Genomic DNA, 20,599 nt, shown 5'->3' on the forward strand with positions numbered 1-20,599 from the left:
CTGTTATTTTTATAACAATAAAGTACTTTAGATTTATGAAATGTAAATTATGTCTTAAGGAAAAACCTCTTTGTAAAAAATCTCATATTGTTCCCAGATTTCTGTACAAAGGAATGTTTTACAAAGGTGATAATACTCTTATAAAACTAAATCCAATAACTTTAGAAAAAGAAAGGGGAAAAATAAGAACAGGAATATACGATAAGGACATTCTATGTGAATCCTGTGAAAATCACATTGGCAAATTTGAAGACTACATTAGCAATGAATTATTTGAAGGCACCAAAAACTATTCAAAAAAATCTAGCATCACACCTATTGTAGGAAACAATAATTTACACAAAAACTTAATAAAAGGCTTAGATTATAATCATATAAAACTCTTCTGTCTTTCTATTATATGGAAGGCCCACCATAGCAAACATGAATTTTTTCAAAATGTTGATTTAGGTAAATATGAATCTCAAATACGAGATATGATTCTAAATATCGACCCAAAAGAAGAAAATATTTTTCCTTTTGCTTGGTTTTATTATCCTGAAAAAAAAATATCAACAAAGGCCTTAGTTCCTGTCAGAAAATTTAGACTGAATAATATATCTATTTCCTATAACCTCCACATAAACCACCATTCAATAGTTTATAAAATTTCTAAGGACAATAACAGTTCATTAGATGAATTCTCTCCCAAAAAAGACAATACTTTTCCGATTTATTCACTTCAAGGAAAAACTGCTAAAACTCATTTTGAAAAATTAGTAGGGTTAAAGTATTTCTAAAAACCCATAAAAACCGAAACTAGAGCCCGTGTTTGTTGCTCTAGCTGTTTAATGGTAGTATCTTTGCAAAAATTTTTACCAAACAAATATGAAAACAAAACTATTTACAGTAGTTGGCCTATTGTTGAGCGGTATGTCTTTTGCACAGTTGCAAATTTCTGCCAGTGGCGGGGATGCCATTGGAAGTGCTGAAATTAAGTTAGGCGAAAAAGTAAGCACTACTACTACCGAGAACTCTTATGGAAGCTACGGAGAAGGTGTGAATTTCCAATTAAGAGGGACCTATTTCTTTAACGAACACTTTGGTGCCGATTTAGGTTTTGGATACCTTCATGGGGCAGACCAAACCGTTTCTGAGGTTAATTTACCAAACCTAGAGTTGGATGCTATTGCCAGAGCCCGTGCTTATGGAGCTTCTTTGTCTATGGTCTATAGATTTAGTAATAATATTTACGGACGTTTTGGAGCCTTGATTAAAGTTGGCGGAAAAACCGAAGCTGTTGTGAATCAAAAATCAGTATTCTCTGCAGCAGAAGCTACTGCTTTAAACCTTCCGGAAGGGTCTTATTCTGACACCCATTATGTAGAGGATTTCCACGGAAAATTCCCATTGGGATTTGTAGGTGCTTTAGGTTATAAATTTGACGTAAGCTCTAACATTAGTTTGTTTGCTGAAGCGGAATATTACGGTATCAGCTTGAAGCGTAAAGACTCTGAACTTGTTGAATTCAACACCAACATTGTATTACCTGATGGTACTGTGGCCGTTGAAGGATACTATACTTTGGACAACTTGCCTGCGGGATACTCTAAAGAAACTACCTATGTAGATGAATTGCCAAACGACAATACCGATCCTTCTAGAAAACTAGCGCAAAAGGTGCCATATTCATCTTTTGGAATCAACATTGGGATTACCTATACTTTCAAAACGGCATCTAAAAAACAATAAGTTGTTTTTTAAAAACTCTTTTAAAATTCTTACCCTCTGTATCTACAGGGGGTATTTTTTTGCCATAAAATGAGCAAGAAAATAAAATAGTAACAGGACGCATAAATTGTGTTGTAAATTCCATAATTATTATTGAAATTCACCTTACCATTTAACCTACTTACTATGGACGTAAAATTTGAACTGCTTCGTCTTGGCGGTAAAAGAAAAGATGCTGCCGAAGAACTACTTATCCGCCAAAACCTCAATTTTCTAAGGGTTGGTATTCGCCATGTACTGCAAAACTTAGAACCTGCCAATGACAATAGTCGGTTGGACATGGTATTGGTAATTCCTGAAGAAGGTGTGGATGTGAAAATTGTTTTGGACAACCTTGCTTCACCACATATTGCAGAATTATTGAAAGCCCGCTACCCCAACAATATTTTTGAAGGCGATTATAAGCTTATTTTGGCCACTAAGGCTTAATAGTACTTTTTAAAAGCTTGTGCTTTTCCTATTTTTGCAGCCTATGAACGATAACTTTACAAATGAGTTTTTTGGCATTGGAATCCAAAACGGAAAAACTCCAGAGAACCTAGGCATGCTATGGCGTTCGGCACAAAACATGGGGGCCAGTTTTATCTTTACCATTGGCAACCGCTATGCCAAACAGGCCTGTGACACCCACAATGCCGTAAAGGCCATGCCCTATTTTCATTATGATACTTTTGAGGATTTTTTCAATAATATGCCTAAAGGTGCTCGTTTGGTTGGCGTAGAACTGACTGAAGATGCGGTTCCGCTGGAAACCTTCCACCATCCTAGACGCTGTGTCTACCTTTTGGGAGCCGAAGACCACGGACTTTCCAAAAAGGCTATTGAAAAGGCTCATTTCTTAGTAAAGTTCAACTCCCAATTAAGTGTGAATGTTTCCGTTGCCGGAAGCATCGTGATGTACGACAGAGGTATTGCCAAACCGAGATCCTAAGTCCACGAGTTCATTTTGATGTAGCGTCCTCTGTTACAATTCCATGTAAATTACTTATATTCACTAAGCCTAAGCGTTCAAAATCGTTAGTTCAACTTAGCCTTAGCCCTATTCCAACCTAGTAATATTGTGGATTATGAAACAGATTACACCATACCTCAACCTTCTAAATTGGGCCTTTATCCTTCTATGTTTAACGCAAAGCTGTAAACAACCTCAAACATCTGATAAAGAGCACCCAATAATTGAAGAAGGTGATTCTTTAATTAAAAAAGCTGAGCTTTCCCAAGCCACATCAAAGCAAGTCGATACAGTACAAGCATTTGACGAACATCTATTTTGTTTCGCCCAAAAATCGGAAGCGGTCAACTATCCCAATGAATACAATTATGAATTCATTCGTCTTGAAAAGGATGATGACGGAAAAGTTACTGGTCAATTTTATGTGTCCTATTTTGGAAAAGATGAAGCCAAAGGACACCTAAAAGGTGTATGGAACAAAGACAAGCAGGCATTTGATGTTACAGCGGAATATTTGGCCGAAGGTGAAACTTACAAAGACCAAAGAACCTATGTCATAAAAGAAGACCATATTTTATTAGGCTATCAAACTGCGAATGGCCAAGAAGCAAGCCTACCAAGAATCAATTGTGATATGTACAATGGCTTATTTAAAGAATACCAACAAGGTTTTATAAACCACTTTTTAAATACAACCGATAGAAGCCGACTAAAAAAAGTGATGACTTCCCAAAACCTTGGCTATTCCGAAGAAGATTTGGACCAACTGAAATTCTTGGAAGCTATGGTGGATTTAAACCACGACTCAAGCGAATATGAATACTTGCTTTACGTAATGGACCCCATGCTTTGTGGGACAGGAGGCTGCAATTTGTTTATCCTTAACAAATCTGCGGAAGTGCTCTCTGAAATTTCCGTTACTAGACCGCCAATATATGTTCCTATAACCTCATTTGAAAATGACAAAAAGCAAAAAGGTGAATGGAAGGAACTTTATGTGTACAGTAAAGGTTATAGACGCCTAGTGCCTAAAAATGGCCAATACCCAACTAATGCCTCTATGGCACCTGAAATTTTGGAAGCGCAGTTATTAAATTTTCCTAATGCCTACCGATTGGTCATGGATTATTTGGATTAAAAAGCTATTCAATCCGTTCCATACGCCATTTCCAAGTAGCGTATTTACTTTTGGCCGTTCCTTCAATGACGTTGGAGGAAATCATTTTTCCTGTATATGTTGAAAAGCCGTCATTAAATTTCAAAATAACCTCTTCACCATGCTGTTCCCAAGTATCATTATCTTTAGAAGTATCATTAGGATGGCTGGTTACCAACATACCATTTTTCTCAAACCTCACTTGATAGGTCCAATCTGAATCACTATAAGTCCAAAGAGTTTCCTGAAGAGCAAAGTTCATTGCTTCTATACTTTTTGAGGTTTTACATCCAAAAAGCAATAAACAAGGTATTATCAAAACCAAGAGTTGTTTCATTTTGAAAATTCTTACTGAAGGACTACAATAAACAGAGGCTTAAAAAAGAAATATCTATTCTATCAAGGTTCCTCTTCTTTTTCTTCATCCTTTTTAATAGGAATGATGTTGTCAAAAAACGGCACTTCAATTCCAACCACAAAGCGCCATCTGGTATAGTCTAATTTTGAAGTTTCGTTGGTGGCTCCCAAAAATTCACCCAACAAGTTTAGAGAAGTCGTATATTCAGAAGAACCATTGGCATATGTACCTCCCAATATGATTCGACCCCATTTTAGGGAATAATCAAACCCAGCTGCCATATGTAAAAAATCGTCTCCCATATTGAGCAAACTAGCATGGGAACTGGATAAATCAAAGAAATTGGAACTTTCCTTTTCAGCAGAAAAGTCTGTCGAGAAACTGACATAGGCATTTAAATTATGACGGACATAGATTTCTGCGCCAGCTCCAAAATTCACCACCGATTTTAAATCTTGATAGAAATCAGGAGATAATGTTTCGGTATCACTAATTTCAAATTCCGGCACAGAAAAACGCGAGTAGGAATTTAAACCATTAAACCATTCTACATTCAAATGCAACATGCTTTTCCCTAAAGGAATCCCAGCCCCCACTGCCACTCCAAACGGCTGTTTGCGTTTGGCATCCAAATCCTTAAATCCCGCAATCACCGATTGATCACTCCCAGTTCCAACTCCAGAGATCACCTTATTGTAACCGTATCGGCTATTACTGAGAAGTTCCCAATATGGCAAAGACATGGTCATCCCAAAATCTACACCCTTACCTCGATAGCTGGCACCAATTTTCCAAAACAAACCATAAGATTCCTGACTGTAATTGATTTCCTCATTAAAATAGGCCACTTTGTCTTCTCCATATTTTACCGTATTACCTAAAGCAGTTCCCCCGGAATTTCTATAAATCGAGAAAAAGCCACTAACCCCAATACTCAAACGATCATTTAGGGATTTGGCCCAAGTAATTCCTACCCACTCATCTTTTACAGCGTTCTTTAGTTTTATGCGTGTAGAGTACATCTCATTCCCTTCAACGATATCTACAATATCAGCTTCCTTAAATGGGGTATCATAATTTAGATCTATGCTGTTTCGGAATTTAGAAAATGAAGAATAGGCGAATTGTTCACCCTTAAACTTAAAAGTTCCTGCTACCATGGATGGAATTCCGTCGAAATTTTTGCTGCGGATAGCCGCATCTTCTGGCCCCACATTGTTATTGAGCCGAATCCTGCTGTAGTCGTATGCCTTGGCGTTAATAGTAAAGGTGGTGTTTTTGGCCAACGCCAAACGCGAAGGGTTGTAATAGGTAAGCCCCAAATCGTTTACACTTCCCGTTACATTACCCAAGAGCAACACTGAACGGTTTCCGTAATTTTCAAACTTGTAGTTGGTTTCTTGAGCGAGCAATTGCAAGGAACACCCTAAGACCATAAAAACGCATAGTAGTAACTTTAGCTTCATTAACTGCAAAGGACTTAAATTCAACAATCTATTATAAAAATACTACTTTTATTGCTGAAACCCGCACTTCAAGAGCTGAAATACAGCTACTTAAAAATTCACAGTCAACTTATCCTCCCTTAACTTTATTCCAAAATTCTCTTTACAAAGTCTTTTATAGTTCCTTCCCTATTTTCCGTTAAGTGTTTGATAAAAGCACTCCCTATAATTGCTCCCTTAGTATAAGCTGTTGCCTGTGAAAAGGTTTGTTTATTGGAAATTCCAAAACCTACTATTTGAGCATTGTGCAATTGCATTTTGGCAATTCGCTTAAAATAATTCGTTTGTTCCTCTCCAAACCCCTCTTGGCTCCCTGTAACACTGCTACTACTCACCATATAAATAAACCCATTAGAAATAGAATCGATAAATTTGATACGTTCCTCAGAAGTTTGAGGCGTGATCAAAAATACGTTCAGCAAGCCATGAGCTTCAAACATTTTTTGATAGTCTGCTACATAAACATCTACAGGTAAATCGGGAATGATCAAACCATCAATTCCAACCTCTTGACATTTTTCACAAAAAGCTTCTACTCCATATTGTAGGATTGGGTTGAAATAGCCCATCAGCAATAATGGAATTAAAACTGTCTCCCGAATGTTTTTAAGCTGCTGAAACAAGACCTCTGTGGTCATGCCATTTTTTAAAGATTGAGTAGAACTAGCCTGAATGGTAGGGCCGTCCGCTAAAGGATCACTAAATGGTAAGCCAATTTCAATCATATCCACTCCGCTTTGCTCCAATTGATTTATAATGGATGCTGTATCCTCTAGGTTAGGAAATCCTGCCGTAAAATAAATGGACAGTAACTTTTTATCTTCTTTGAGCTTTGTTTGAATGCGGTTCATCATATCTTCTATAGCTTAAAATAATTGATGTATGTATCGAGATCCTTATCTCCCCTACCCGACAAACAGAGTACGACAATATCATTGGGATTGAACTGTTTCTTTTCAAAAACTGCCAAAGCATGCGCGCTTTCAATAGCAGGTATAATCCCTTCCAATTGTGCCAATTTCATTCCAGCGGTCATGGCTTCGTTATCTGTAGCTGCCAAAAATTCTGCCCTCCCAGAAGCAAACAAATGGGCATGCATGGGCCCAACTCCAGGATAATCCAAGCCCGCAGAAATAGAATAAGGCTCAGTAATTTGACCATCCTTAGTTTGCATCAATAAGGTTTTGCTTCCATGGATAATCCCCTCTCTTCCCAAAACCGAGGTCGCCGCACTTTCTCCCGAATCAATTCCATGACCTGCCGCCTCCACAGCAATCAATTTAACAGAAGTGTCTTCCAAAAAATGATAGTAAGCCCCTGCCGCGTTACTGCCCCCTCCCACACAGGCCACCACATATTCTGGTTTTGAGGTTTGTTCATGTGCCAGTAATTGCTTCTGGATTTCTTCTGAAATCACCGATTGGAACCTCGCCACCATATCCGGATAGGGATGTGGTCCTACCACACTTCCGATAATGTAATGTGTGTTTACGGGATTGTTGATCCAATCCCGAATCGCTTCATTGGTGGCATCTTTCAAAGTCTTGCTTCCTGACAAAGCAGGAACCACAGTGGCACCCAACATTTTCATCCGGGCCACATTGGGTGCTTGCCTTGCAATGTCAATTTCTCCCATGTAAACAATACACTCCAATCCCATCAAGGCACATACCGTAGCGGTTGCTACACCGTGTTGCCCTGCCCCTGTTTCGGCAATAATTCGAGTTTTACCCAAGCGTTTAGCCATCAAAATCTGCCCAATGGTATTATTGATTTTATGAGCGCCAGTATGATTGAGGTCTTCACGTTTCAAATAGATTCTGGTGTTATAGACTTCAGACAATCGCTTGGCAAAGTATAATGGCGAGGGCCTGCCCACATAGTCCTTGAGCAATTGATTAAATTCAGCCTGAAACTCGGGTTCAGCCATTACCTTTAAATAATTCTGCCGTAATTCCTCTACATTGGGATAGAGCATCTCAGGGATAAAGGCCCCTCCAAACTCCCCATAATATCCTTTGATGTTAACGTTGTAGCTCATTTATAAAGTTTTCTAGTTCATTCACATTCTTATGTCCTGCCGTAATTTCAAACCGACTGTTTACATCAATGACATAACAATATTTTGCTGCCGAAGATTTGAAAAACCGCTTCAATATCGGCACATCTGTTGGTCCTATACCACCACTCAAAATATAGGGTTTCGTCGAGGGGTAACTCTCCAAAATTTTCCAATTGAATAGCTCTCCATTGCCTCCCGGCAAATCTCCTTTTGTATCAAACAAAAAATAGTCGCTCATGGTTTCAAAAGGTTTGATGTTATCAAAATTGAAATTCCTATCTACACTGAAGACTTTAATAATTTCCACAGATGAATCGGTTATCTTGTTCAATTCATTTTTCAAACCATCTATAAACGTTACCGATTCAGCGCCATGCAACTGTACTGCTTTCAAGCCGTAATCAGTCACCTTTTTAATGACCTCTTGAATGGACGCATTTACAAACACCCCCGTCTTTTTAATAGAATCTGAAATTTCAGGAATGGTTCCTTTAAAAAATCGACTAGAGCCTTCATAGAAAATGAACCCCAAATAATCCGGTTTCAAAGCAGCTACCGCCTTGATATTATCCGAATACTTCATGCCACACACTTTCAGTTTCATTGCTCCAATTGTTTCATAAATTCCTTTGCACTTTCTCCAGGGCTGCTTGTTTTCATAAAGTTTTCACCCATCAAGAACCCCGAAAATCCATAGCCCCTTAATATTTTGATAGCCTCTACATTGCTGATGCCACTTTCCGACACCTTTACAAATTCATCAGGAATTAGGGCACTTAACTCTTTACTCGTTTCCAAGCTCACTTCGAAAGTCTTTAGATTACGATTGTTAACTCCCAACAAATCCAAACTAGGCATTAGGGATTTTTGAAGCTCTTCCTGATTGTGGACTTCCAACAACACTTCCAACCCTAAACTTTTTGCCAATTCTGAAAATTGTTTGATTTCTTCTGAACTCAGCACTGCAGCAATAAGTAAAATCACATCGGCACCATGGGCCTTGGCCTCTACTATTTGGAATTCATCTATTATGAATTCCTTTCGCAACAATGGCAATCCACAACTGGCCCTGGCAAGAAGCAAATCGTCTAAAGAGCCACCAAAATACTTTCCATCCGTTAACACCGACATGCCACAAGCCCCTGCCTTTTCATAGCCTTTGGCCACATCAAACACATTGGCATCTTGATTGATTACGGCTTTAGATGGCGACCGTCGTTTATACTCGGCAATAATGCCCGAAGCACTATTTTTCAACCGTTCACACATGGAAACCGTAGCTCTACCAAACAATACCGATTGCTCTAATTGAGAAAAAGGAATGAGTCCTTTTCGGAATTGTACTTCTTGTCTTTTGTCTTTGATAATTCGTTGTAAAATATCCATAGCTACTGACTTAAATCCCATAACAGGTTAAAACGTTTTAGGGCTTCTCCACTCTCCAAGGATTCTTTAGCCATTCCATAGCTTGTTTCCATATTGGTGCCCTTTACCGTCGCGATAGCAATAGCAGCATTGGCACATACCACACTGTTTTGTGCCTCGGTGCCCTGACCTTGCAAAATATGCATGAATATTTTCGCTGAAGATTCCACAGAACCACCTCCGTGAATAGAATCTGAAGTTAAGGTTTGAACCCCAAACGATTCTGGAGTCAACATAAATTCAGCGTCCCTTTGCACCACTTTCGCCTTTCCGGTTAAGGAAATTTCGTCATAACCATCCAATGCATGAACGATACTATATACTTTATCTGAACCTTCATATAAATAACTATACAAACGCAATAATTCCAGATTAAACACCCCAACCGCCTGGTATTTAGGTTTTGCCGGATTCACCATAGGACCAAGCATATTGAAAAACGTCTTTACTCCTAATTCCTTCCTAATCGGTGCCACATTTTTCATGGCAGGATGGAATAAGGGTGCATGCAAAATGCAAATGCCCGTTTTGTCCAAACTTCGTTTTAGAAAGTTTCTTTTATTACTGAATTTGATACCTAAATGTTCCAACACATTGGAAGAGCCACTCGCCGAAGACACTCCATAATTACCATGCTTGGCTACATTTACCCCTGCTCCTGCCGTTACAAAAGAAGCCAAGGTTGAAATATTAAACGTATGCTTACCATCGCCACCAGTACCACATAAATCTATAGCATCATAACCATCCAAATCCACATGGATGCACAGTTCCAAAAGAGCATCCCTAAATCCCTTCAATTCTTCCACCGTGATTCCGCGCATCATATAAATGGTGACAAAAGAGGCAATTTGGCTGTTGTTGTATTCCCCTTTGGAAATATTTACCAAAACCTCTTTGGCTTCCTCACTGGAAATGTACTCCTGATTGATAAGTCTGTTTAATATTTCTTTCATGTGTTTAAATCTTTTGTTGGAACTCGTTTTTTATATTGAAACCTATTCCTTGATCCAATTTTCCAACATTTGTTTTCCTTGAGGTGTCAAAACAGATTCGGGATGGAACTGCACTCCTTTTACATCGTACACTTTATGCCGTAAGGACATCACCTGCCCATTACTGTCATAAGAGGTTGCTTCCAAACTATCTGGCAAGTCTGGAGCCACCACCCAAGAATGGTAGCGTCCTACTTCTATGGTTTTTTCCAATCCTTCAAAAAGTTGTTCGTTATCCACACAAATGGTTACTTGAGTAGACACGCCATGAAACACGGTTTCCAAATTGATCAAACTTCCACCGAAGACTTCTCCAATAGCCTGTTGCCCCAAGCACACTCCAAGAATACTTTTGGTAGTTGCGTACTTTTGGATGATTGGCTTTAATAAACCTGCCTCATCAGGAATTCCCGGTCCTGGAGACAACAATATTTTATCGAAAGGCTCCACGTCTTCCAAACTAAGTTGGTCATTTCGTATTACCGTTACTTCACAATCCAAGTCTTCCAAATAATGGACCAGATTATAGGTAAAGCTGTCGTAATTGTCGATGACTAAAATCTTTTTCATTTTCTCTATTCGTTAATTCTGAATATCCTTTTTTAATTCCTATATATTTTCCGCAAGTTCAAGTGCTTTGTTCAGAGCCCCCAACTTGTTATAAACTTCCTGTAGTTCGGTTTCTGGAACGGATTTAGAAACCAAACCTGCTCCCGCTTGCCAATGCAATACATGATCCTTGCTCACAAAGGTGCGAATCATAATGGCATGGTTAAAATTCCCATCAAAGTCCATAAACCCAATAGCACCACCGTAAAATTCCCGGCTTGTTTTTTCGTATTTCTCAATCAACTGCATGGCCATATGTTTAGGTGCACCCGTAAGCGTACCTGCGGGAAAGGTATCGGCCACAATTTGCATGGTTTGGGTATATGCGTGCTTTTCTCCAATAACCTTGCTTACCAAATGGATGACATGCGAGAAAAACTGAATTTCCCTATAGGTTTCCACCTTAACATCGCTACCATGGCGACTCAAATCATTTCTCGCCAAATCCACAAGCATCACATGCTCACTGTTTTCCTTAATATCATTGGACAATTGTTTTGCCAATTGAGCATCTTCTTCATCATTTCCAGTGCGCTTAAAGGTACCTGCAATGGGATGAATTTCCGTCCGACCATCCTTTACTACCAAGTGTGCCTCGGGCGAACTTCCAAAAATTTTAAAATCGCCATAATCGAAGTAAAACAGATATGGCGAAGGATTAATGCTTCGTAACGCTCTGTAAACATTGAATTCATCTCCCTTAAAATGTTGGGAGAATTTTTTAGACAACACCAACTGAAACACATCGCCTCTAGCGCAATGCTGTTTCGCCAGTTCCACATTGGCCATATATTCTTCGTCGGAAAGATTGGATGCTGGTTCTCCTTCCTTCGAAAAATTGAAAACAGTATAGTTTTTGGATTGTATGAGTTGATGGATTTCATCAATATTATTTTCAGCTTCGAAGCAATGGGCAAAAATATAGGCCTCATTTTTATAGTGGTTGATAGCAATGATATTTTGGTAGACGGCATAAAAAATATCGGGAATTCCCAAACAATCCTCCTTTTTTGAAATCTCAATATCTTCAAAAAACCGCACAGCATCATAGCCCATATATCCAAATACCCCATTATTGATAAACTTAAATTGGTGGTTGGAATGCACCTTGAAACGCTGTGTAAACTTATGGATCTTCTCTATCACCTCATTGTTCTGCTTGATTTTATTAACCAAAACACTCCCATCCGGAAAGGTGTGGGTTATCACATTATTCTCCACCTTAAACGTGGCAATAGGATTGCAACAGATATAAGAAAAACTATTGTCGCTAGTATGGTAATCGCTACTTTCCAACAAAATACTATTGGGATATTGATCTCGTATTTTGAGATACACCGATACTGGTGTAATGGTATCTGCCAAGATTTTCTTGTAATGGGTATAGAGACTAAAGGTTTTCATAATGTTGGATAATTCATGATATAAAAAAAGGCCTGTCGTGAACGACAAGCCTTTATATTGAAATTTAAATATACAATAGGGTCTAATTCACGAAAATTTGATTTCGGGAACTCCACCACCATGTATTATTTAAAATTGTTTGCATTGTTTGTTTATTGAGTTTCAAAGATATAAATGTTCTCCTGTTTTTCAAATTTTTTATCGAAAAATAATTTTCAGAGAAAAAACACCTCATCTGCATTCCTTTTCTTGTCCTTAATTTTATGTTAAAAAATTAATTCCTACAGATACACTTTATAACTTTAGCTAATGAAAAAGATTCTAGTTTTTATTGCCCTACTTGGAATATTCTCTTGTCAAAACAACAAATCCAAGGAACCGATTGCCGAAAACAACATAGTTGAAAAACAGCCGTATGCTTTAGAAGTGCATAATTTTGATGGTATTCAACCTTACCTTACTTCCAGTGACGATAAAACCTATGTAGTGAATTTTTGGGCTACTTGGTGTGCCCCTTGTGTAAAAGAGCTTCCCTATTTTGAACAATTGGGAACAAACTTTAAAGACAAGAATGTGGAAGTTATTTTAATAAGCCTTGATTTTCCCAATCAATATGAGTCAAAATTGATTCCTTTTATAGAAAAGAATCAATTGCAATCTAAGGTCGTTGCCTTAAATGACCCAGATTCTAACTCTTGGATCCCAAAAGTAAGCGACACTTGGACTGGTGCTTTGCCTGCTACCTTAATCTTCAACGCCAAGGATCGAAAGTTTTTTGAAAAATCATTTGATTATAGCGAACTTGAATCCGAACTTCAACACTTTATAAACTAATTATTATGAAAACAATGAAACTTTTATTTGCCTTTGTTGCCATTTTAACTCTTTCGGCCTTCACTTCTGTTACAACAGAACCTGGGTATAGCGTGGGAGACATGGCAACAGATTTTAAACTGGAAAATATTGATGGAAGAATGATTTCATTATCCGATTACAGTAATGCCAAAGGATTCATCGTGGTCTTTACATGTAACACTTGCCCGTATGCAGTTGCCTATGAAGACCGCATCAACGATTTGAATAAAAAATACGCGCAAAAAGGATATCCCGTTATTGCCATCATGCCAAACAACACCGACATAAAACCAGGAGATAACCTGGAAGCCATGAAAGTAAGAGCTCAAGAAAAAGGCTTTACGTTCCCTTATTTGATTGATAAAAACCAAGAGATTTTCCCTCAATATGGAGCGACAAAAACACCTCATGTGTATGTGCTTCAAAAAACCAATAAAGGGAACCAAGTTAAATATATTGGAGCTATTGATGATAACTACCAAGATGCTTCTGCCGTTAACACCAAATATGTAGAAAATGCCGTTGACGCCCTTTTACAAGGTAAAGACATCAAGGAACCACACACAAAGGCCATTGGGTGCTCTATCAAGATCTAAGACCTAACATCCTTAAAAATAAGAATCCGGAGTGTAACACTTCGGATTTTTTTTCGTCTATATGGTAAAGAAAAGTTAATTTTGTAGTTCTAAAAATACAAAAGAATGGCAGATTTAACACAAGAAGAATGGGCTGAACAGCTATCCCAAGACAATAACGCTGTGGTATTGGACGTTAGAACCCAAGACGAAGTTGACGAAGAAGGCATTATCCCTAATGCAATACATATAGACATCTACAAAGGACAAGGATTTATCTATGAACTAGAAAACTTGGACAAAAGTAAAACCTATTATGTGTATTGCAGATCAGGAAACAGAAGCGGTCAAGCTTGTGCCATTATGAACCAATTGGGTTTTGAAAAAACCAACAATTTATTGGGAGGTTTCAGCGAATGGACTGGAGACGTAGCGTCCCTCTAAAACAATATTTATGAAACATTTTCTAATCATCTTAAGTTTGGCCTTGATGGTTCTTTCCACAAGTTGTGGATTGGATTCCAAAGGCGATGGTGAAATCAACTTGGTGACACCAGATGAAATGCAAACACTTTTGGAGTTAGAAGATGTTCAGCTTATCGATGTACGTTCTTCTGAAGAACATAATGAAGGGTACATCCCCGAATCACAAAATATAGATTTCAACTCCCCTACTTTTGAAGAGGATATTTCCAAATTGGACAAAAGCAAACCTGTGATTCTCTATTGCCGAACAGGAAAGAGAAGCGCTGAATGCTCCGAAAAACTTAAGGAAGCTGGATTTGTAAAAATCTACGATTTGGACGGTGGATTTTCCAAATGGAAACACGACGGACTCGATATTGACACAAAATCATAAAATACTTTAAAACAACAAAAAAGCCGAACTTGAATGTTCGGCTTTTTTGTTATGATTAAGTCCTTTTTTAAAGTGAATTTTAAGAATCGTTTATGGGTTTATAAGATAAGTTCTTTTAAATTTGCCGACAACCTGACAATTATCTGTAAAACACTAACTGTTTTGCAGATTTTTTAAAATTATGTTACCTAATGAACAAATTTTTAGCAAGCTTATTTTTTTTAATACTGTCCATTACCGCTACCTATGCACAAGTATTTGAACCCGTAAAATGGTCAACCTCTGTTGAAAAACTTTCCGAAACAGAGTACTATTTAGTATCCAAAGCCACGATTGACGAAGGATGGCATCTGTACTCACAAAATGTTCCGGAAAACGGCCCTATAGCCACGACATTCACCTATAGCACAACCCCCGATTTTAAACTTCTCAAGGAAACCTTGGAAGAAGAAGGACATGTTGTAGACGACCCCGTTTTCCAAATGGAAATCAAGTTTTTTGAAGACCATGCCGAATTTAGGCAACGTATTAAAATTTTAAATTCCGAATTATCTTTAGTAAATGGGGAAGTAGAATTTATGGTTTGTGACGACGAACGCTGTCTACCTCCTAATTTTGTTGATTTAACTTTCGACCTTACAAAAAGTGTAGCGGCAGCAGCCGAAGAAGGAGCAATCTTTAACAAAACAGAAGACAATGCCGCAGCAAACTCCAACATCATTGAACCCGTAAAATGGACGACTGCTGTTGAAAAAGTTTCTGATACCGAATACAACTTAGTGTCCAAAGCCACCATTGATAATGGTTGGCACCTATACTCACAAAAAGTTCCTGATGACGGTCCTATCGCAACCACCTTCATGTACTATGAAGATGCCACCTATCAAGTTATTGGTAATACAACAGAAGCAGATGGCCAGACGGTAAATGACCCTGTTTTCAACATGGAAATTAAATTCTTTGAAAACACTACTGAATTTAGACAACGCATCAAAGTATTGGACAATACTTTAAAAACCGTAACTGCGGAAGTAGAGTTTATGTCCTGCAATAACACACAGTGTACTGCCCCTACTTATGTGGACTTAAATTTCGACTTATCGAAAAGTGCATCCGCTTCAGTTGACAACTCTGCCGAGATTAGTGAAACATCCACCGAAGATGAAAAAGGCCTTTTGGGAATTTTCTTTGTAGCCTTCCTTTCTGGTTTTGCCGCCTTGCTCACTCCTTGCGTATTCCCTATGATTCCAATGACCGTAAGCTTTTTTACAAAACAAAGTAAAAGTAAAGCTGCAGGAATCAGAAATGCTGTTATTTATGGTGTTTCAATTATCGTAATCTATGTGCTTTTAGGGATTTTGGTAAGTTTAATATTTGGAGCCGATGCCCTCAATGCCCTATCTACAAACGTATGGTTCAACCTCATATTCTTTATCTTATTGTTGGTTTTTGCAGCCTCCTTTTTGGGAGCTTTCGAAATATTGCTTCCTAACTCATGGGCCAACAAAGTAGATTCACAAGCCGATAGAGGCGGGATGATCGGTATCTTTTTTATGGCTCTAGCCTTAGCTATCGTGTCCTTTTCTTGTACGGGACCAATTGTTGGAACCTTATTGGTACAAGCTGCAGCTGGAGGAAGTCAAGTGGGACCAATTGTTGGAATGTTAGGATTCTCTTTGGCCATAGCCTTACCTTTTGCCTTGTTTGCAGCATTCCCAGGATGGTTAAACTCCTTGCCTAAATCTGGAGGATGGTTAAATACGGTTAAAGTTGTTCTAGGATTTTTAGAATTAGCTCTTGCGTTCAAATTCTTATCCAATGCCGACTTGGTATTACAAACACACTTCTTGGAGCGTGAAGTATTTATCGCTATTTGGATTGCTATTTTTGGAGCTTTAGCTTTTTATCTGTTCGGAAAAATCCAATTACCGCACGATTCGCCTATTTCCCATATTTCTGTTGGAAGATTGAGTTTAGGACTTTTAGTATTGTCTTTCACCATTTATATGATTCCTGGACTTTGGGGAGCGCCTTTAAATTTAATCAGCGCCTTCCCTCCTCCATTAGATTATAGTGAGTCCCCATACGGTGTTGGAAATTCAAAAGGTGGCGGAGCCGCTGCTTCCGTGAGCCACGAAGATCTTCCTGATGGCGCCCATTTATTGGCTCCTCACCAAATTTTAGCCTTTAACGATTACGACAAAGGCTTGGCTTATGCCAAAGAAGTTGGCAAACCGGTAATGCTTGACTTTACAGGGTGGGCCTGTGTAAATTGTCGTAAAATGGAACAAAATGTTTGGGTAAAAGATAATATCTTAAGCATCTTGAAAAACGATGTGGTACTAATTTCATTATATGTAGATGACAAGCGTCCGCTACCTAAAGGAGAAGTAATGGAATCGCAATTGAAACCAGGAAAACAATTAAAGTATATTGGACAAAAATGGAGTGAATTCCAAACCATAAAATACAAAACCAATACACAACCTTTCTATGTGTTGATGGATCACAACGGAGACAATTTAAACACACCTGTTGGTTACACTCCAGACGCCGAAGAATATCACACTTGGTTAGAAAATGGTTTGAACAATTTCAAAACCGAATAATAACAAAAAACCTCCCGACCGGGAGGTTTTTTTATGCCTTTTACTCGGCAACTAATTCATAACTCTCTTTAGCAATTTCCAGCTCTTCATTGGTTGGGATTACCAAAACCCTCACCTTAGAATCTGGTGTGCTGATATCTCTAGAATCCTTAGACCTAATGGCATTCAATTCTGTATTCAATTTAATTCCCAAAAACTCCATATCCTCACATATCAAACCTCTCAACACGTCACTATTCTCGCCAATTCCTGCTGTAAATACAATGGCATCCAAACCATTCAATGCAGCGGCATAAGCGCCTATAAACTTCTTAATACGGTAAGCGTTCATTTCCAATGCCAATAAGCATTCTTCATTTCCTTTCTCTGCTTCTGCTTCTATCTCACGTAAGTCACTGAATCCTGTTAAGCCCAACATCCCACTCTTTTTAGATAAAATGTCTGACATTTCTTCTTTGGAATAACCATACTTATTCATCAAGTAAAAAATCACAGATTGATCTATGGAACCACTTCTGGTTCCCATAATCAAGCCCTCGTTAGGTCCAAACCCTAACGTATGATCCAAACTTTTACCTTCATGAATTGCTGTCATACTACAGCCATTTCCTAAATGGATGGTGATGATCTTAGCACTTGGATTCCCTAAAAACTCAACAGCCTGCTCCGATACGTATTTATGTGAAATTCCATGGAATCCATACACACGAATTCCTTGATCCAAATACTTGTTTTCAATAGCATACTTGTATACTTTTTTAGGCAATGACTGGTGAAAGGCCGTATCAAACACAGCCACTTGTTTGGCATTTGGAAAAATGCGTTCTGCCACAAGCACCCCTTCGTAGTTTGGAGGATTGTGCAAAGGTGCCAAAGAAAACAAACTTTTGATTTTGTGTTTCACCTTCTCATCAATTTCTATGGTATCGGAAAAATCCTTTCCTCCATGAACAATGCGGTGCCCCACAATATCTATTTCATCTACATTTGAAATCACGCCCTTTTTAGGGTCCATTAATAATTTAGCAACTTCGGACAAACCAAAGGCATGGTCTGCCACGGGAATGTTTAAGGTAATCCCTTCACTGCCTTTTTTATAAACAATTGCCCCCACATCCAAACCAATACGTTCCACCAAGCCGGAGGCAACGACAGTTTCTGAAGGCATTTCAATCAATTGGAATTTAATAGAAGAACTTCCTGAATTTATTACAAGTGTTTTCATACAAATAATCTAATAAAATTATAGGCCCTGCGCCTGAATGGCTGTTAATATCACGGTGTTGAACACATCATCTATGGTACAACCTCTACTCAAATCATTTACCGGTTTGTTAAGTCCCTGCAACATTGGTCCGATGGCCAAAGCTCCAGTTTCACGCTGAACCGCTTTATAGGTATTGTTTCCAGTATTCAAATCTGGAAAAATCAATACTGTAGCCTGTCCTGCCACTTCGGAATCTGGCATTTTGCTTTTTCCAACCACAGGGTCTACAGCCGCATCATATTGAATTGGTCCCTCCACCTTTAAATCTGGGCACTGTTGTTTTACAATTTGGGTCGCTTCTCTTACCACCTCAACATCTTCACCTTTACCGGAAGACCCAGAAGAATAGGATAACATGGCTACTTTGGGCTCGATACCAAAGGCCTCACTACTTCTCGCTGAAGAAATGGCTATTTCGGCCAATTGTTCGGCATTTGGGTTTGGATTGATGGCACAATCCCCAAAAATGGATACTCTATCATCCAAACACATAAAGAATATGGACGATACAATGGAACAGCCCGGTTTGGTTTTAATAAACTGAAGTGCGGGACGAATGGTATGCTGTGTAGTATGGATTGCACCTGAAACCATTCCGTCGGCATCACCTTTATAGATCATCATGGTTCCAAAATAGGATAGATCACACATCATATCCCTAGCCATGTCCATGTTTATATTTTTGTGTTTGCGCAATTCGTAGAAGGTTTCTACATAATCCTCAAACTTTTCATATTTGGCAGGTTCAATAATCTGGATTTTGGAAGCATCCATGTTCAATCCCAATTCATCAATCTTGGTTTTGATTTCCTTTTTGTTACCCAACAATACCAAGTCTACCAAATCCAATAATGAGAGTCTAGCAGCCGCCGTAAGGATACGTGAATCTGTGGCCTCTGGAAGTACAATACATTTTTTCTCCTTCCTAGCCTTCTGAATCAATTTATACTGAAACATTCGAGGTGTCATCACCTTGGTTTCGAAAGCCGTCAATTTCTCGAATATGTCATCTATAGCAACATTTTTCTGGAAGGTAGCTATAGAGGTTAGTATTTTCTCTTTGCTTTCGGCATAAATATTAGATTTAATGCTACCTATTCTTTGGGTCACCTCAAAAGTACCTTTGTTCACAGACACGATAGGCACCACATTGGAAAGTCCATCGATCAATTTTAAAATAGGCTCTTCTGGCATCAAACCTCCTGTAAGGACGATTCCAGAAATATTTGGATAGTTGCTCGACAAATGGGCCTGTAAGGATCCCAAAATCAAATCGGCACGGTCCCCTGGCATAATCAGCAAACTTCCCTCTTTAATATGGGTAAGGAAATTGCGAAGCTGCATAGCTCCCACGGCAAAATTCCCCGATTGGTTGCCCATATGCTCCACACCGAACAACACCTTTCCTTCCAAGGCATCTGTAATTTCGGTTAAGGTTGGAAATGCCAAAGTATCCACCAACGGGATGGTAAGCACCTCCACTTCCTCCGGAATAAATGACTTGATAGATTTTTGAAGTAACTTGGTATTTTCTGGTTGGATTTTATTGGCTATCAGTGCCAAAATTTCCACATCTTGACTTTTGAAAGTTTTATAGGCCATTTCTAAACTGCCAATAAACTTCTCTAAAGTTTTCCCTACCCCACTGCTCACAATTACGGTAGGTAAACCCAGGTTTTTAGCAATATTAACATTCCAGTCAAATTCAAACACACTGCCCTCTCCAACAAAATCGCTACCTTCTACCAACACAAAATCATATTGGTCTTCGAGCTCCTTGTACTTCTTGATAATGATATCCAAGGACTCGCCTATTTTCCCAGCATTTCGGTTCTGAATGATCTCTTGACGGGTTAAGGCGTAGGCATCTTCATAAGGGATGTCTAAATTAAAATATGTAAGAATTGTATCTATATGGTTGTCCTTAACACCCTCCTCCTGATTACTTATAATGGGTCTGAAATATGCTACTTTGGGAGTTTTTCCTAAAAGCGCCTGCATAAGTCCCAAGGACACGATTGACTTACCACTATTAGTCTCCAAGGTTGCAATATAAAGTCCTTTGTTCATGGTTGTTTACTTTTGGTTAGTACTTAAAGAATCGCATAACTGAGATTCCTTGTTATTTTATGAATTGAAATCTTTAGGATCAATATCGTAAAAGATTTCGTGTTATTTACCAATATCTTTTAGTGCAA

General features: G+C 38.6%; 21 protein-coding genes. 10 read left to right on the top strand and 11 right to left on the bottom strand.

The features are described 5' to 3' along the window. Window positions 1–35 precede the first annotated feature (35 nt). From ZA06_RS02300 to ZA06_RS02320, 5 genes are all read left to right on the top strand, one after another. Window positions 36–779, top strand: coding sequence for a hypothetical protein (locus ZA06_RS02300; RefSeq protein WP_053975797.1), 744 nt, complete (start codon window positions 36–38; stop codon window positions 777–779). Between the two features lie 88 nt (window positions 780–867). Continuing rightward, window positions 868–1,731 carry an outer membrane beta-barrel protein gene (locus ZA06_RS02305; RefSeq protein ID WP_053975798.1) on the top strand — a complete coding sequence of 288 codons (864 nt, stop codon included), beginning with the start codon at window positions 868–870 and terminating at the stop codon, window positions 1,729–1,731. A gap of 165 nt (window positions 1,732–1,896) precedes the next feature. After that, window positions 1,897–2,199 carry a hypothetical protein gene (locus ZA06_RS02310; protein ID WP_053975799.1) on the top strand — a complete coding sequence of 101 codons (303 nt, stop codon included), beginning with the start codon at window positions 1,897–1,899 and terminating at the stop codon, window positions 2,197–2,199. 43 nt (window positions 2,200–2,242) lie between these two features. Continuing rightward, on the top strand, window positions 2,243–2,701 hold the full coding sequence (locus ZA06_RS02315; protein ID WP_053975800.1) for an RNA methyltransferase: 459 nt from the start codon (window positions 2,243–2,245) through the stop codon (window positions 2,699–2,701). 136 nt (window positions 2,702–2,837) lie between these two features. Then, the gene (locus ZA06_RS02320) at window positions 2,838–3,860 is read left to right on the top strand and encodes a hypothetical protein (RefSeq protein WP_053975801.1); all 1,023 of its coding nucleotides are present in this window, start codon (window positions 2,838–2,840) and stop codon (window positions 3,858–3,860) included. 4 nt (window positions 3,861–3,864) lie between these two features. On the opposite strand, the gene ZA06_RS02325 is transcribed toward ZA06_RS02320, so the two are convergent. From ZA06_RS02325 to ZA06_RS02365, 9 genes are all read right to left on the bottom strand, one after another. Then, a complete protein-coding gene (locus ZA06_RS02325; RefSeq protein ID WP_053975802.1) occupies window positions 3,865–4,215 on the bottom strand; it encodes a hypothetical protein in 351 nt (116 codons plus the stop codon). 62 nt (window positions 4,216–4,277) lie between these two features. Beyond that, complete coding sequence (locus tag ZA06_RS02330; protein WP_157503046.1) at window positions 4,278–5,702, bottom strand: hypothetical protein; 1,425 nt, start codon at window positions 5,700–5,702, stop codon at window positions 4,278–4,280. 125 nt (window positions 5,703–5,827) lie between these two features. Next, complete coding sequence (gene trpA / locus ZA06_RS02335) at window positions 5,828–6,592, bottom strand: tryptophan synthase subunit alpha (RefSeq protein WP_053975804.1); 765 nt, start codon at window positions 6,590–6,592, stop codon at window positions 5,828–5,830. Window positions 6,593–6,600: 8 nt separating this feature from the next. Then, window positions 6,601–7,782 carry a tryptophan synthase subunit beta gene (gene trpB, locus ZA06_RS02340; RefSeq protein ID WP_053975805.1) on the bottom strand — a complete coding sequence of 394 codons (1,182 nt, stop codon included), beginning with the start codon at window positions 7,780–7,782 and terminating at the stop codon, window positions 6,601–6,603. Continuing rightward, window positions 7,766–8,407 carry a phosphoribosylanthranilate isomerase gene (locus tag ZA06_RS02345; RefSeq protein ID WP_053975806.1) on the bottom strand — a complete coding sequence of 214 codons (642 nt, stop codon included), beginning with the start codon at window positions 8,405–8,407 and terminating at the stop codon, window positions 7,766–7,768. The genes trpB and ZA06_RS02345 overlap by 17 nt, the downstream gene beginning before the upstream one ends. Continuing rightward, window positions 8,404–9,189: an indole-3-glycerol phosphate synthase TrpC gene (gene trpC, locus ZA06_RS02350; RefSeq protein ID WP_053975807.1), complete on the bottom strand. Its 786-nt coding sequence runs from the start codon at window positions 9,187–9,189 to the stop codon at window positions 8,404–8,406. The genes ZA06_RS02345 and trpC overlap by 4 nt, the downstream gene beginning before the upstream one ends. A 2-nt stretch (window positions 9,190–9,191) precedes the next feature. Further along, complete coding sequence (trpD, locus tag ZA06_RS02355; protein WP_053975808.1) at window positions 9,192–10,184, bottom strand: anthranilate phosphoribosyltransferase; 993 nt, start codon at window positions 10,182–10,184, stop codon at window positions 9,192–9,194. 42 nt (window positions 10,185–10,226) lie between these two features. After that, entirely contained in the window at window positions 10,227–10,793 is a 567-nt protein-coding gene (locus tag ZA06_RS02360; protein ID WP_053975809.1) for an anthranilate synthase component II, read from the bottom strand. Window positions 10,794–10,832: 39 nt separating this feature from the next. Continuing rightward, window positions 10,833–12,236 carry an anthranilate synthase component I family protein gene (locus ZA06_RS02365; protein WP_053975810.1) on the bottom strand — a complete coding sequence of 468 codons (1,404 nt, stop codon included), beginning with the start codon at window positions 12,234–12,236 and terminating at the stop codon, window positions 10,833–10,835. A 309-nt stretch (window positions 12,237–12,545) separates the two neighbouring features. Between ZA06_RS02365 and ZA06_RS02370 the strand changes: the two genes are divergently transcribed. From ZA06_RS02370 to ZA06_RS02390, 5 genes are all read left to right on the top strand, one after another. Further along, a complete protein-coding gene (locus ZA06_RS02370) occupies window positions 12,546–13,070 on the top strand; it encodes a TlpA disulfide reductase family protein (protein ID WP_053975811.1) in 525 nt (174 codons plus the stop codon). A 5-nt stretch (window positions 13,071–13,075) separates the two neighbouring features. Beyond that, window positions 13,076–13,687, top strand: coding sequence for a thioredoxin family protein (locus tag ZA06_RS02375; RefSeq protein WP_053975812.1), 612 nt, complete (start codon window positions 13,076–13,078; stop codon window positions 13,685–13,687). Between the two features lie 105 nt (window positions 13,688–13,792). Beyond that, window positions 13,793–14,110 (top strand): rhodanese-like domain-containing protein, encoded by a 318-nt coding sequence (locus ZA06_RS02380; protein ID WP_053975813.1) that lies wholly within the window; start codon window positions 13,793–13,795, stop codon window positions 14,108–14,110. A 10-nt stretch (window positions 14,111–14,120) separates the two neighbouring features. Next, window positions 14,121–14,525 carry a rhodanese-like domain-containing protein gene (locus ZA06_RS02385; protein ID WP_053975814.1) on the top strand — a complete coding sequence of 135 codons (405 nt, stop codon included), beginning with the start codon at window positions 14,121–14,123 and terminating at the stop codon, window positions 14,523–14,525. A 191-nt stretch (window positions 14,526–14,716) separates the two neighbouring features. Next, a complete protein-coding gene (locus ZA06_RS02390; RefSeq protein ID WP_082331898.1) occupies window positions 14,717–17,134 on the top strand; it encodes a protein-disulfide reductase DsbD family protein in 2,418 nt (805 codons plus the stop codon). Between the two features lie 40 nt (window positions 17,135–17,174). Here ZA06_RS02390 and ZA06_RS02395 read toward each other — a convergent pair whose 3' ends face one another. Together ZA06_RS02395 and pta are read right to left on the bottom strand one after the other, a co-directional pair. After that, a complete protein-coding gene (locus tag ZA06_RS02395) occupies window positions 17,175–18,359 on the bottom strand; it encodes an acetate/propionate family kinase (RefSeq protein ID WP_053975815.1) in 1,185 nt (394 codons plus the stop codon). An 18-nt stretch (window positions 18,360–18,377) separates the two neighbouring features. Further along, window positions 18,378–20,471 carry a phosphate acetyltransferase gene (gene pta / locus ZA06_RS02400; RefSeq protein ID WP_053975816.1) on the bottom strand — a complete coding sequence of 698 codons (2,094 nt, stop codon included), beginning with the start codon at window positions 20,469–20,471 and terminating at the stop codon, window positions 18,378–18,380. Between the last annotated feature and the right edge of the window lie 128 nt (window positions 20,472–20,599).

This window comes from Mangrovimonas xylaniphaga, assembly GCF_001280435.1.
In the GTDB taxonomy this organism is placed as follows: Bacteria; Bacteroidota; Bacteroidia; order Flavobacteriales; family Flavobacteriaceae; genus Mangrovimonas_A; species Mangrovimonas_A xylaniphaga.